General features: G+C 68.0%; 14 protein-coding genes. 7 read left to right on the top strand and 7 right to left on the bottom strand.

Going from position 1 to position 12,075, the window contains the following annotated elements; translation table 11 throughout:
• Positions 1-88 precede the first annotated feature (88 nt).
• From QHF83_RS16785 to QHF83_RS16775, 3 genes are all read left to right on the top strand, one after another.
• Positions 89-2,086, top strand: coding sequence for a hypothetical protein (locus QHF83_RS16785; protein WP_282418850.1), 1,998 nt, complete (start codon positions 89-91; stop codon positions 2,084-2,086).
• A 108-nt stretch (positions 2,087-2,194) separates the two neighbouring features.
• The gene (locus QHF83_RS16780) at positions 2,195-2,674 is read left to right on the top strand and encodes a TraR/DksA family transcriptional regulator (RefSeq protein ID WP_282418849.1); all 480 of its coding nucleotides are present in this window, start codon (positions 2,195-2,197) and stop codon (positions 2,672-2,674) included.
• A 42-nt stretch (positions 2,675-2,716) separates the two neighbouring features.
• On the top strand, positions 2,717-3,661 hold the full coding sequence (locus tag QHF83_RS16775) for a DUF3105 domain-containing protein (protein WP_282418848.1): 945 nt from the start codon (positions 2,717-2,719) through the stop codon (positions 3,659-3,661).
• A 99-nt stretch (positions 3,662-3,760) separates the two neighbouring features.
• Here the strand turns inward: QHF83_RS16775 and QHF83_RS16770 are convergent, their stop codons facing one another.
• From QHF83_RS16770 to QHF83_RS16760, 3 genes are all read right to left on the bottom strand, one after another.
• Entirely contained in the window at positions 3,761-4,612 is an 852-nt protein-coding gene (locus tag QHF83_RS16770) for a hypothetical protein (protein ID WP_282418847.1), read from the bottom strand.
• Positions 4,613-4,842: 230 nt separating this feature from the next.
• Positions 4,843-5,556 carry a hypothetical protein gene (locus QHF83_RS16765; RefSeq protein ID WP_282418846.1) on the bottom strand — a complete coding sequence of 238 codons (714 nt, stop codon included), beginning with the start codon at positions 5,554-5,556 and terminating at the stop codon, positions 4,843-4,845.
• Positions 5,553-6,074, bottom strand: coding sequence for a hypothetical protein (locus QHF83_RS16760; protein ID WP_282418845.1), 522 nt, complete (start codon positions 6,072-6,074; stop codon positions 5,553-5,555). The genes QHF83_RS16765 and QHF83_RS16760 overlap by 4 nt, the downstream gene beginning before the upstream one ends.
• A gap of 205 nt (positions 6,075-6,279) precedes the next feature.
• Here QHF83_RS16760 and QHF83_RS16755 point away from each other — a divergent pair, with 205 nt between their 5' ends.
• Complete coding sequence (locus tag QHF83_RS16755; RefSeq protein ID WP_282418844.1) at positions 6,280-6,582, top strand: hypothetical protein; 303 nt, start codon at positions 6,280-6,282, stop codon at positions 6,580-6,582.
• 50 nt (positions 6,583-6,632) lie between these two features.
• The gene (locus QHF83_RS16750; protein ID WP_282418843.1) at positions 6,633-7,904 is read left to right on the top strand and encodes a vWA domain-containing protein; all 1,272 of its coding nucleotides are present in this window, start codon (positions 6,633-6,635) and stop codon (positions 7,902-7,904) included.
• A 12-nt stretch (positions 7,905-7,916) separates the two neighbouring features.
• On the opposite strand, the gene def is transcribed toward QHF83_RS16750, so the two are convergent.
• Positions 7,917-8,492: a peptide deformylase gene (gene def / locus QHF83_RS16745; RefSeq protein WP_282418842.1), complete on the bottom strand. Its 576-nt coding sequence runs from the start codon at positions 8,490-8,492 to the stop codon at positions 7,917-7,919.
• 76 nt (positions 8,493-8,568) lie between these two features.
• On the opposite strand from def, the gene QHF83_RS16740 reads away from it, so the two are divergent.
• Entirely contained in the window at positions 8,569-9,312 is a 744-nt protein-coding gene (locus QHF83_RS16740) for a DUF2383 domain-containing protein (RefSeq protein WP_282418841.1), read from the top strand.
• A gap of 36 nt (positions 9,313-9,348) precedes the next feature.
• Here QHF83_RS16740 and QHF83_RS16735 read toward each other — a convergent pair whose 3' ends face one another.
• Positions 9,349-9,861: a hypothetical protein gene (locus QHF83_RS16735; protein ID WP_282418840.1), complete on the bottom strand. Its 513-nt coding sequence runs from the start codon at positions 9,859-9,861 to the stop codon at positions 9,349-9,351.
• A gap of 279 nt (positions 9,862-10,140) precedes the next feature.
• On the opposite strand from QHF83_RS16735, the gene QHF83_RS16730 reads away from it, so the two are divergent.
• Entirely contained in the window at positions 10,141-10,371 is a 231-nt protein-coding gene (locus QHF83_RS16730) for a hypothetical protein (RefSeq protein WP_282418839.1), read from the top strand.
• Here QHF83_RS16730 and QHF83_RS16725 read toward each other — a convergent pair.
• A complete protein-coding gene (locus QHF83_RS16725; protein WP_282418838.1) occupies positions 10,364-11,425 on the bottom strand; it encodes a hypothetical protein in 1,062 nt (353 codons plus the stop codon). The genes QHF83_RS16730 and QHF83_RS16725 overlap by 8 nt on opposite strands.
• A gap of 72 nt (positions 11,426-11,497) precedes the next feature.
• Entirely contained in the window at positions 11,498-11,923 is a 426-nt protein-coding gene (locus QHF83_RS16720; RefSeq protein ID WP_282418837.1) for a hypothetical protein, read from the bottom strand.
• Between the last annotated feature and the right edge of the window lie 152 nt (positions 11,924-12,075).

The raw sequence follows: 12,075 nt of genomic DNA, 5'->3' as shown, positions 1-12,075 counted from the left end.
GACGAGGCCGCGCGGAACGCAAGCCCGAGCCTGCGCGTGAATCTGGCTCTCCTCGACGCCCGCTCCGGCACGCCGTATAAGGCGGCGCATGCGTACGTCGCTTCTCCCGGCCTTTGCCCTCCTCGCCCTCGCGTGTGGCCCGTCGCCCGCGACCGTCGAACCCACGAAGACGCCGGCCGATGCCTCGAAGGAAAAGGGCGCAGCGCAAGTCGCCGCCCCCACGCCGGCCGAGACGGCTTACGACCTCGCGCCGGTGCCGGAGCCCGAGGACGTCGTCGCATTCTTCGGCTGGAAGAGCCCCGCGGCTACGCTGAACAGCTTCGGGACCTGCGCGGCCATTCCGGCCGAGCCGCTCATGGGCGGCGTCGAAGGCCAGCTCCGCGCGCTCCTGCGCGACGTCGTGTCGAGCAACGTCGACGTGCGTGGCCTCGCGGCCACCGTCTCGCTCGACGCGCCGGTCTTCGCCGTGGCCTCGCTCGAGACGCAATCGAAGCGAGCCGGCGCGTTCGTCGCGTTCTCGCTCGGCCTCACGTCCCTCGAAAAGGCGAAGATGGCCGTCGAGGGCGCGGGGCCCGTCACGGAGCTCGGCCCGGGTATGTTCCGCATCGGCGGCAGGTCGGGCTCGACGTGCGTGATCGCGGCGTCCGCGGGCGCGACGCCCGCGCGGCTCGTGTGCGGGCCGAAGGAGAAGGACGTCACCACGCTCGCGCCGTACCTCACGCGCACCTTGCCGACGAAGGCCGGCGCGGCGTCGGACATGCACCTCGAAGTGCGCTTCGCCCCGGCCGAGGCCCGGTATGGCTCGCTTTTGCGCACGCAGGTGCAGGGTTTGCCCGTGATCGCGCAGGCCGAGCTCGCCATCGGTGAGCCCAAGTTCGACCGCGCGATCGTCGACGCGGCCACGGGCCTCGCGGACGAGGTCGTCGCCTTCGCGCAGGACGCGGACAAACTCACGCTCGACGTCTCCATGGATCCGGCCACGTGCCTGCGCGCGAGCGCCTCGCTCGCGATGCGCGGGAAAAACTCCTGGGTGAGCGGCCTCATGGGCGAGCGCCCCGAGCGCGCGGGTCCGCCGCCCGCGATCTTCTGGCGCGCGCCCAAGGACAGCGCGACCGTCTTGTACGGCCGCGGCTCCGATCCGAAGCGCTTTCAGCCGATCCTGCGCACGGCGCGCCTCCTCGTCGAAGGTCTCCTCGCGAAGGTGAACGTCGGCTCCGAGGCCGATCATCGCGCGGTCGGGGAGCTCTTCGACTGGCCCATGGGCAAAGACGTCGAGACGGTCTCGGCGAGCGGCCGCGTCGAGGTCGCGGAGGTCAAGGGCAAGCGCACCCCGCAGCAAGAGGCCGAGGCCCTCGTGAACGACTGGATCGGCTGGGGCCTCGGCGGCTACGAGGAGGGCTCGGCGAACCTCGCAAAGCAGCTCCGCAAGGTCGCGGACGTCTACAACCGCAAGGGTTTTCAGGATCCGCTGCGCAAGGAGCTCGGGCCGGAGCTCTCGAAGGCGCTCCCCAAGGTGAAGGTCAGCCCGGGCCCCGCGGCCCTCGGGGCCGACTCGCTGGATCTGTCCATCCGGATCGAGAACGTCCCGGCGGCATTGCTCGAGATCAAGGGCGCCACGCAGAAGGATCTCGTCGCCTTCGAGGTGCACGTCCTGCTCATGTCCGACGGCAAGTCGCGCACGTGGCTCGCCGTCGGGGGCGGGAAGCCCGACGGGCTCGTCAAGCGCCTGCTCGCGGTGAAGACTGGCGCGCCCGACACGGGGACGATCGCGTCGCGTACGGATCTCGAGCCGCTCCGCCGCGGCACCTACATGGGCGCGGGTTTCCTCTCGATGGGCCCGCTGGTCAAGAGCCTGGAGCGCATGAAGGACGTGTTCGGCCCGCGCGAGGATGCTCGCATCCAGCAGCTCATGCGCGCCGTCTCGACGATGCCGCACCAGGGCGAGACGCCCATCTTCATCACGTCGAGCTCGACGGGCACCGCGGACGCACCGCGCGGCGAGGTCGCCGTCACGGCTTCGAAGGCGGCCTTCGAGGACATCGGCTGGCTCATCAAGACGCTCGGAGTGAGCGGCGCGCGCCGCTGAGCCTGCTAGGCTCCTCGTCTTCGGCGGGACGTGCGATTCGTGCGCAGGGCGAGGGGCATGTCCCTTGCCGTTCGTCCGGAAAACATTCGCCGAACGGCAAAGGGAACCATGGACGCTCGAAAGGGAGTAGGGATCGGGAGCATCGCGCCGCGGGGGCCCGGTGCGAGGCCGGCGACGCGCGCCGGCGCGTTGAACCCCGAGGCGATCGACGAAGAGCCCGAGCTCACGCTCGAACAGCGCGAGGAGCTGCGCACCTTGCTGGAGACGCGGCGCGCGGAGATCCTGGCGAGCATCGAGACACGCCAGGAGCAAGAGCGCGACACCGGGCGCGAGGTCGGCGACGAGATGGACGAGGCGAACATCGAGGGCGCGACGGCGATGGCCTCACGCCTGCTCGAACGGGACGTGCAGCTCCTCTCGGAGATCGACCGCGCGCTCGCGAAGTTCAGCGACGGCACGTACGGCCTCTGCGAGGGTACGGGCGAGCCGATCGGCTTCCCGCGCCTGCGCTCGCGGCCGTGGGCGCGCTTCAGCGTGGAGTACCAGGAGCAGCTCGAGCGCGAGGCACGCACGCGCGGCGGCGTCTGAAAAGCGGCCCGACGGGGGCGCCTGCCTGATAGAGTCTCGGGGGTGATTCGCCGCCGAGATCGCTCGTTTTTGCGGAGCGCGGGGGTGCTCTCCGCGCTCGCGCTCCCCGCCCTTGTGTTCGCGTGCTCGCCGGTCGAGACGGTGTCGCCTGCGCCGGTGGATGCGGGCGCTGACGGGTCGTTTGTCTCGTCGTCGTCGTCGTCGTCCTCGTCCTCTGCCTCGTCGAGCGGCGCAGGAGGGCAGGGGGGCGTCGGCGGAAGTGGTGGCGCCGGTGGCGTGGGCGGAAGCGGCGGCGTCGGCGGCGCCGGAGGCGGAAGCGGCGGCGCTGGCGGAAGCGGTGGCATCGGCGGCACCGGAGGCGCCGGCGGAAGCGGTGGCGGAAGCGGCGGCGCCGGCGGAAACGGTGGCGCAGGTGGCGCAGGTGGCAACGAGCCCGACGCCGGGCCGAGTGACGCCGGCGCCTGCCCCGTCACCACGATGGCCGTCCCGATCGCGCCTGCTCCGCACGTCCCTGTGTGCTCCCCCGTCGTGTACGCGACGAACCCTCCGACCTCGGGCCCGCATTACCCCTCGTGGGCCGCATTCAAGTGGTACGACGCGCCCGTCCCGCGTGGGTTCCTCGTCCATTCGATGGAGCACGGCGCGGTCGTCATCTCGTACCATTGCGAGGGCGGCTGCGAATCCGAGCTCGCGACCCTCGCGGCATTCCTCGACGCGCGCCCGGCCGATCCGCTTTGCGTCGCGCCCTTGAAGGCGCGCATCATCGTCGTGCCCGATCCCGAGCTCGACGTCCGCTTCGCCGCGGCCGCGTGGGGCGGGCTCCTCCGCGCCGATTGCCTCGACACCGCCGCGCTCGGCGCGTTCCTCGACACGTATTACGCGAAGGGGCCGGAAAACTTCTGCTACGACGGCGTCGACGTCCTCGCCCCGGGCAGCGGCATTCCTGCCGATTGCGGCACCCAGCCGAGGGACGCGGGCGCGGATTGACGCGAATTCAGCGGTATCGATCGGAGCAGACGCCGAGCGCCATTCCTGTCGTCTGCAGGCACTTGCCGAGCTCGGCGCACGAGGCCAGGGGTTCTCTCGCTAGCTGCATTGTCGCGCCACGTCGATGCAGCGCGCGCAGGCCGTCTTCGTGAAGTACTCGGCGGGGAGCTTGCGCTCGTAGACCACGAAATCCGCGGTGCCTCGCCCGGGTTCGAACTTGGGCGGGTTTTTCAGCGCGCGGCCATCGAAGGTCGTGAACGACAGCTCTGCGGGCTGGGCCCGATAGACGGGGCAGGCGATCTCGCCGGCGCCCGTGCGTGACCAAAGCCCGTCGAGGATGTGCTGCGAGCGAAGCACGCTCGTATCCCCGTCGCGTCGCTCCCGGAAGCTGCCGGCTCCGGCGTTGATGTGCGGTACGCCGGGGAATATCTCCGGATTGGGGACCTTGTACGTGAAATTGATCGAGGTGACCTTCCCGTGCTGGCGCTCGACGGGGCCGGGGTGGAAGGCGATCGCCATCATGTAACAATGGCCGCGCTTGAGCTGGATGGTCTCGGGCGCCCGGTCGGGGAGCTCTTTGAGCTTCGCGGTGAACCGTTTGACCTCGTGGTAGCCGTCCTTGGCCAGCGAAAGCCGCCCGAGGAGCGTCTCGACGTCGGGGTATTTGGGCGGGTCGGCAGAGAGGGAGACGGCGTAATAGACGCGCGTCCGCTCGGGCATTCGGGCGAAGCGATCGGTCGAACTGGAAATCAAGTAGAGGGCATTCGCGCCGTGGCGCGCCGCCTCCGCGGCGAGCAGTTTTTCGCGGCGCGCGCGCAAGGCTTCGTTGTTCCACGCGGCCGTGAGCTTCTCTTCGTACGACGTCGAGACGTCAATGCGCTCCTTCAAGACGATCTTGCCGAGGACACGATGGGGCCGCTCCTCGCTCGGATACCCCGGCGCGACCGTCATTCGCTTCTCTGGCAGGGCATGCTCGTCGTAATGGAAGGCGTCCGGCAGCTCGGCGAGAGGCTTGTAGTCGACGTCGTGCTGGTGCTCGAAGTTGAACCCGTCAGCCCCGTGCCTGCGGCAACCCGAGGCCGAGGCGATGGACAGGACGAGCGCGAGCGAGAAGGAGAGAGGTGCGCTTCACGGATGAGCTCGCTCGTGGGAGAGGCGGCCCGCATACCTCCCTAAAGCCTTCAGGTCGCGAGCCAGAAATCCTTGCCGAGCAAGCTCTTCGCCGTCTCGATCGTGCCGAACGCGCGCTTCAGGTCCGTCTTCGCCTGATGCTCGGAGAGCTGCACGATGTACGGGATCCACAGCGGCCGGCACACGAGCAGCGCCGCGTAGTACCCCTCGACCTCCTCGTTCCAGCCCTGCGCCGCGGCGATCCGGGCGAGCAGGTAGTTCACCGGCACGGGCGATCCGACCTGTCCGATCTCGGATGCGCGCGCCATCACGTCGCGGGCGAGCTCGGCGCGCGCGGCCTCGTCCGTCACGTTCTTCGCGCCGCGGAACTTCTGGAAGGCGATCTCCAGCCGCTGCTCGTTGTCGACCTGCTCCTGCAGCCGATCGCGAACGATCACGCTCCAGGCTTCCACGAACGGCCGCCCGTCGAGGTTCGGCGACGCCTCGCAGTGCGCGAGGAGCAGCTCCGCTTCCTTCCAGTCGCCCGCGTCGCGCGCGAGCTCGAGGCCCGACACCACGCGCTCTTCCTCGCAGCGGCCCGGGTCCTTCTCGAGCAGCCAGCGCTCCCAGTAGAGCGCGCCGCGCGACAGCGTCCGGAAGACCATCGCCGGCTGCGTGAGCCGCGCGTACATCGCCTGCTGGATCAGGAGGCTCTTGTGGCGCTCGACGTCCGGCACCGTGAGGCTCTTCGGCCAGGCCTCGGCCCCGAAGGCGAAGGTGATCATGACAGGACCCGGATCGCGGCCTTTCCTCCGCCGAAGGCCACGGCGCCGGCGATCTTCCGCCCACCCGACGCGCCGTGCACGTGCTTCACCACGCCCGCGAGCACCGAGTCCGGATCCGCGCCCTGGGTTCCGAACGCGACGAGCACGCCGTCGTCGCGGCCGTCGGTCCTCTGGAGATGCAGATCCAGCCACGGACCCCGCTTCGACACGCGCACCACGCGCAGCTCGTCGCGCGCACGCAGGATCGCCGTGATCACGCCGGCCGCGGCCACGTGCAGCACGTCCTCGCGCCCGGCCGAGCGTAGCGCCTCGACGTCGGCCGCCGAGACGTCGGTCGCGTGCACCAGCGAGAAACGTTCGATCGTCGGATCCTCCGCGCCCGGCTTGAAGTAGGCGACCTCGAAGGGGCTCGTCGTCCCGGGCGCGGCCTCGCAGGCGAGCAGACACGCAGGCAGCACGAGCGGCGGCCACAAATTCGGCTGATCCGCCCTCAGTTTCGCGAGGTTATAAGTCTGCATCGACGAGATCCGCGAGCAGGGTACCACGCCACGAACGGGCTCAAAAGACCCATGGCGCGCCTTCGCCCCGGATCGTCACGGCCGCGCCGCGGTGGGCTGCTCCACGCGGGAAAGGACAAACACAGGCGCTCGAACAGAGCCGTCCGCCGTCACCGTCATCACCAGTCCCCGCGTTTTTCGATGTAGCATGGGCGGGCATCCGCCCATGCGCCCCGAACCGGCATCGATCGAACCATGCCCGCTCTGTGAGCGGCCGAATCTGAACCCGTCGGATCATCACCTCGTGCCGCGGAGCCGCGGGGGCAAAGAGACGCTCGCGATTTGCCGCGATTGCCACCACGCCGTCCACGCGGTGCTCACGAACAAGGAACTCGAAGCCCGGTATCACACCGTCGCCGAGCTCCTCGCGCATCCCGAGCTCGCGAAGATGATCACGTTCATCGCGCGTCAAGATCCCGGCGGGCGCGTGCGCGTACGAAGGACGAACACCCGCCCGAAGCGGCCTTGAACAGCGTGCCGCGCTACACTCCGGGAAGCTAGAAAAACAGGAGCTTACGCATGCACTTCGCCCGTTCCCCACATTCTCGAAAGCCCTCGTGGTTTCGCCGCCTCTTCGCGCCCGCGCTCGCGATCGGGCTCGCGTCCATGGTCACCGCGCTCGCTTCGAGCTGCGGCTCGACGAGCACCGGCACGCCTCCGTGCGACTCGGTCTACGCCGGCAAGTGCGGCGGCGACTGCGCCAACGACTTCGCGTGCCCGGACGGCCTGTACTGCGGCATCAGCGCCAAGTGCACGGCGGACTGCGCCCCCGGCGCGGCCGGATGCCCCGCGGGGCAGACGTGCAACGTCAAGGGTCGGTGTATCCCCACGGGCGGCGAGGGCGGGTCCGGCGGCATGGGCGGCATCGATTTCGTGACGTCGAACAGCAGCACAGGCTCCGGCGCCGACGCCTGCGCCGACGTCAACGTCAATTTCGAAAAACAGATCCCCACCGTGATGCTGCTCATCGATCAATCGGGCAGCATGACCACGGGCTTCGGAAATGGGGACCGCTGGAGCGTCCTTTACGACACGCTCATGGATCCCAATGACGGGATCGTGAAGAAGCTCGAAAAGGACGTGCGGTTCGGGCTCGCGCTCTACACGAGCAACAACGGCAACGCGGGCGGCACGTGCCCGGTCCTGACGAAGGTGCCGATCGCGCTGAACAACCACGCGGCCATCGACGCCGTGTACGCCCCGCAGAGCCCCGAGGGCGAGACGCCGACGGGCGAGAGCATCACCGCCGTCACCACGGACCTTCTGGCCTTCCAGGAGCCGGGGCCGAAGATCATCGTGCTCGCGACCGACGGCGAGCCCGACACCTGCGCCGAGCCGAATCCGCAAAATGGCCAGGACGAATCGATCGCCGCCGCGCAGGGCTCGTTCGGCAAGGGCGTCCGCACGTTCGTGATCAGCGTCGGCGCCGAGGTGAGCCTCGGCCATTTGCAAGACCTGGCGAACGCGGGCGCGGGCCTGCCCATCGCCGGCGCCGAGAAGGCCACGTATTACCAGGCGCTCAATCCGCAGACGTTGATCGACGCCTTCGACACCATCATCAACGGCGTCCGCTCCTGCGTGCTCAAATTGAACGGCATCGTCGACGAGACCGCGGCCGCCGAGGGCCAGGTCTACCTCGACGGCAAGGCGCTGCCCTACAACGACATGAACGGCTGGCGGCTCAACGGACCCGACGAGATCGAGCTGCTCGGCACCGCGTGCGACACGATCAAGCAGGGCGACCATTCCATTTCGGTCCAGTTCCCCTGCGGGATCGTCATCCCGAAGTGATCCGCTGAAAAACTAGCCCCCCATTCGCTTCACGAACGGCACGATCCGCTCCACGAACGCCTGCTTGTGGAACCGATCGAACTCGGCCCACGTGCAGAGCGTCGAGGGATCGGTCACCCGATCCACGAAGAGCTTGCCGTCGAGGTGGTCCACCTCGTGCTGGAACGTCCCCGCCGTCAAACCCCGCGCGACGCGCTCGAACGGCGCGCCGTGCCGATCCAGGCCGGTCACGCGCACCTCGGCGAACCGCGACACCACGCCGCGCAGATTCGGCACCGAGAGGCAGCCCTCGTAATTGTCGAATCGCTCCTCCGTGAGCGGCTCGATCACGGGGTTGACCACGATCGTGAGCGGGATGTTCGGCTTGTACGGATAACGGGGGTTGTCCTTGACCTCGATCGCCACGATCCGCTTCGGCACGTGCACCTGCGTCGCGGCGAGCCCGGCGCCGTTCGCGTCGCGCATGGTCTCGACGAGGTCGTCGATGAACGTCTGCACCTCGGCCGTGGCGAGCTCGTCCCGCTCGACCTCGCGCGCTCGGTTTCGGAGCACCGGGTGTCCAATGTGGGCAATTTTCAGGAGCGTCACGGGGGCGAGCCTACCACGAGACGTCGGGGACGACGCGCGCTCGACGAACGTGCACGGGCGCCCCAGGGATCGGCGCATGAACCAGGACAAGCGCCAGCCCGACTTTTCCACGAACGTCCCCCAAGGCAGCGACACCGAGTCGAGCGGACGAACGGACGTCGAGCACGAGGTGCAGGGCGAGGAGAACGCCCCGATCGAGCGCAGCAGCGTCGATCAGCGCGAGAGCGGCTCGATCGAGCGCGCCAAGGCCCACCTCGAGCACGCGGGCCGAGACCTCGCCGCCGCGGCGAGCGAGGTGGCCACCGTCGCGCGCGCCGCGGCCGAGTCCGCCAAGGAAGCGTTCAAAGACGAAGTGCCCTCGACCCGGCGTACGGGCGAGCCCTCGAAGGAGAGCACGCTCGACCGGCTGAACGACCTCCTGCGCGGCGAGCTCGCCAGCGTCGAGACGTACGAGCTCGCGCTGCGCAGCGTGCGCGACGCCGATCTCACGAGCTCGCTGCGCCAGCTCTTGGAGAGCCACCAGCGGCGCGTCGACAAGCTCCGCGACAAGGTCCACGAGTTCGGCGGCGAGCCCGCGCCGAGCTCGGGCGTGTGGGGCGCGTTCGCGCGCATCGTGCAGCGCGGCGCGGACCTGCTCGGCCACCGCGCCGCGCTCGCCGCATTGGAAGAGGGCGAGGATCAAGGCAAGAAGCGGTACGCCCGGGACCTCGACGAGCTCGAGCCGCCCGTGCGTGATTTCGTCCTTCAGGAGCTCTCGCCCGAGCAACAACGCACGCACGACCTCGCACAATCGCTGCAGAAGTTCGTGAAGGCGGCTTGACGCGGAGAGGCGAGCTCGGACGTCACGAAGCGGTCGTCATGTGGAGCCGTCGCTCGCCTTTTCGGTGGCGGCGGCTTCCGCGGCGGCCTTGGCGTTCTTGCGCCTCGTCGCGGCGGCTTTCTCGCCGATCTGGGAGTAATATTTCAGCGTCTTCTCGAAGGGCGCGGCCACGCTGGGATCGATGTGTTTGGCGGCCGTCTGCACGGTCTTCGCGATGATCGCGATATCGCCCTCGCGCAGGTGCTCCTCGTGCGCCTCGGTCTCGTCGAGGACCTCGTACATCTTCTTCGCGATGCCCTTCTTCTCGCGGACGACCTTGAGCCTGCCCGTGCGGCCCTCGATCCGCGTGACGACATCGATTGCGATACCGGCCTTCATGAGCGCGCCGCTCTTGGCCTTGAGGAGCTCGTCGAGCACCTCTTCGAACCCGTCCTTCTCGAACTTGAGATGTTGCTTCTCGCCGTCCGGCAGGTCGATGATGTCGTCCTTGATGTCCGTGATGTCGCACACGCTCGGGCCGTTGTAGATCGCTTTGGGTCCGTTGCTCATTCCGTCATCCCCTTCGTCATTTGTCTTGCTTCTCTAAAGTTTCAAGAAGGGGAGATTTTGTCAACGACGTACGGGTGCGCAGTGGTTTGGGCAGCAAAATTTCGGCGCTCGTGGCCGGAAGCACCACGGTGAGGGCGGCAGGGTGTGCGATGTCGCATCATCAGGCGACGTCGACGTGGTCCGTGCCGACGATGACGTGGTTCGAGCCGACGATGACGTGGTCGCTGGAGACTCGACGTCGTTGAAGGCGACGTCGACGTGGTCTGTGCCGACGATGACGTGGCCTCGGGCGACGATGACGTGGCCTCGGGCGACGATGACGTGGTTCGAGCCGACGATGACGCGGTTCGAGCCGACGTCGACGTGGACGCAGGCAACTCGACGTCGTTGAAGGCGACGTCGACGTGGTGTCGGGCGACGATAACGTGGCCGCAGGCGACGATGACGTGGTTCGAGGTGACGATGACGTGGCCTCAGACGACGATGACGTGGTCGCGGGTGACTACGTAGGCGCGCCGCTGCGTCCTCGAGTCGACGGCTCGCCGCCGCTTCGCATGGCCATGAGCTTGTCCCGGAGCTCGTGGAGCTCTTTGAGCTGGCGGTTGAGCTCCACGCTGGTTTCCCCCGGGGGCCGCAAGGGTTCCTTGCACGCTTGGAGCTGAGCCTCGATCTCGGCGATCCACGGCTCGACCACGGCGAGCCCCGCCTCGGGCTCGTTGTTCCTCAGACAAGCCTTCACGAACATTTCTGGATACATCCAGCTCTCGTCTTGGCCCACGCGGACGAACTCGTCCCAGGCGTCTCGGCAGGCCTGGAAGGGAGCGCGGAGGGAACAAGCTGCCATCAAGATCGCCTCGGCGGTCCTTGCCTTGATGGCGCCGACGCAATCCTCGAACGCCTCGCCTTCGCCTGCGCGTGCCACGAATTCCGCCTCGATCCGTCGGTAGTCGGCCGCGACGTCGGCGAAGCTCCGATCGAACGATTTCCCGTAGGTCTTGAAGACGACAAGCTTCGCTTTCGAGAACTCGTCGTAGAGCGCGTCGGCCTGCTCTTCTTCCGCGGTGATCGGGGGGGCTGCCTCGTCCTCGCGGCGGGTCTCCAGCCACGGGACGACCTCGCCGCGTTTCTGGGCAAGGAGCGCGTCCCGGAGGTTCCCCAGGCGCTCCAGCTCGTTTTCGTAAAAGCGCGCGGGGTACTCCGTTCCCGTCCCCCTCGTGTCCTCGAGCAAGCGCTCGAGCTTTGCGAGGAGCGGGTCGAGCACCGCGAGCCCCTCGTCTGGCCGCTCGTCGTACGCGCAGCAATCCGCATAAAAGTACGACATCGTGCACTCGAGTTCGATGCCCGAGAAGCCGAGGCGAACCAGATCGTTCCACGCATCGCGGCAGGCGTCGAAGGGGGGACGCTTGTCACGGGCAAGGGACAGGATGGTTTCAGCGATGCGCCGTCTCGTCTCGCGCACATCGAATTCGTCGTCGCCTGCGCGCTCCACGAACTCGGCCTCGAGCTTGCGGAAGTCTTCCACGGCCTCGGCGAAGCTCCGGGTTCTGTCTAGCGACTTGACCAAGAGACGCCCGCTCGCTTGAGCGAACGCAAGCTCGTCCCCTACCATTTCTCGGTTGTGACCCTGATTCATTGTTCAATAATCCGCTTCCGGGCCATACCAGCAGGACACCTGTCCCCTGCTCGCCTGTTCGACCTGTGTAGGCCAATGACCGTTCTCGCACCGCATCCAGCAATCGTGGCATAGCGAATGGTCAGGTCCAGTCCCCGGCTGGTCCGCCAAAGGGGACATGAGGCAGTTGCCGAGGTGATCCGAACAGCTCAACTTTTTCGGTTTCTTCCTCTTCGCAAACGCCTCCGCCGCCCCCGCCGCGACCGTCGCGGTGACCGTCACGCCGACGGCGATCGCGAAGGCTTCGATGATGACCTCGGTGAAGACGATCGTGACGACCACGACGGTCACGACCTCCGCGATCTGCCCCCGATCCGGCATCGGCTGCCCGTTCGCCGACGCGGACGTTCGTAACATGCTCCGCTCGAGGACATCCTCGGGGAGAGTCATGCCTCGCAGGGCGATCCGCATGCAACCCCAACGTCCGGATTGGGCTGGCCCGTCGTCTCCACCTCCACGACACGACCTTCCTGGTCGACCTTCACCGAGGCGTCGAGCGTGTAGTATCCGGGCTCGATGGTGCCGCTGAGCTCATCCACACA

Source organism: Polyangium sp. 15x6 (genome assembly GCF_029960785.1).
GTDB lineage: Bacteria > Myxococcota_A > Polyangia > Polyangiales > Polyangiaceae > Polyangium.
This window is presented reverse-complemented; position numbering and strand designations above follow the sequence as displayed.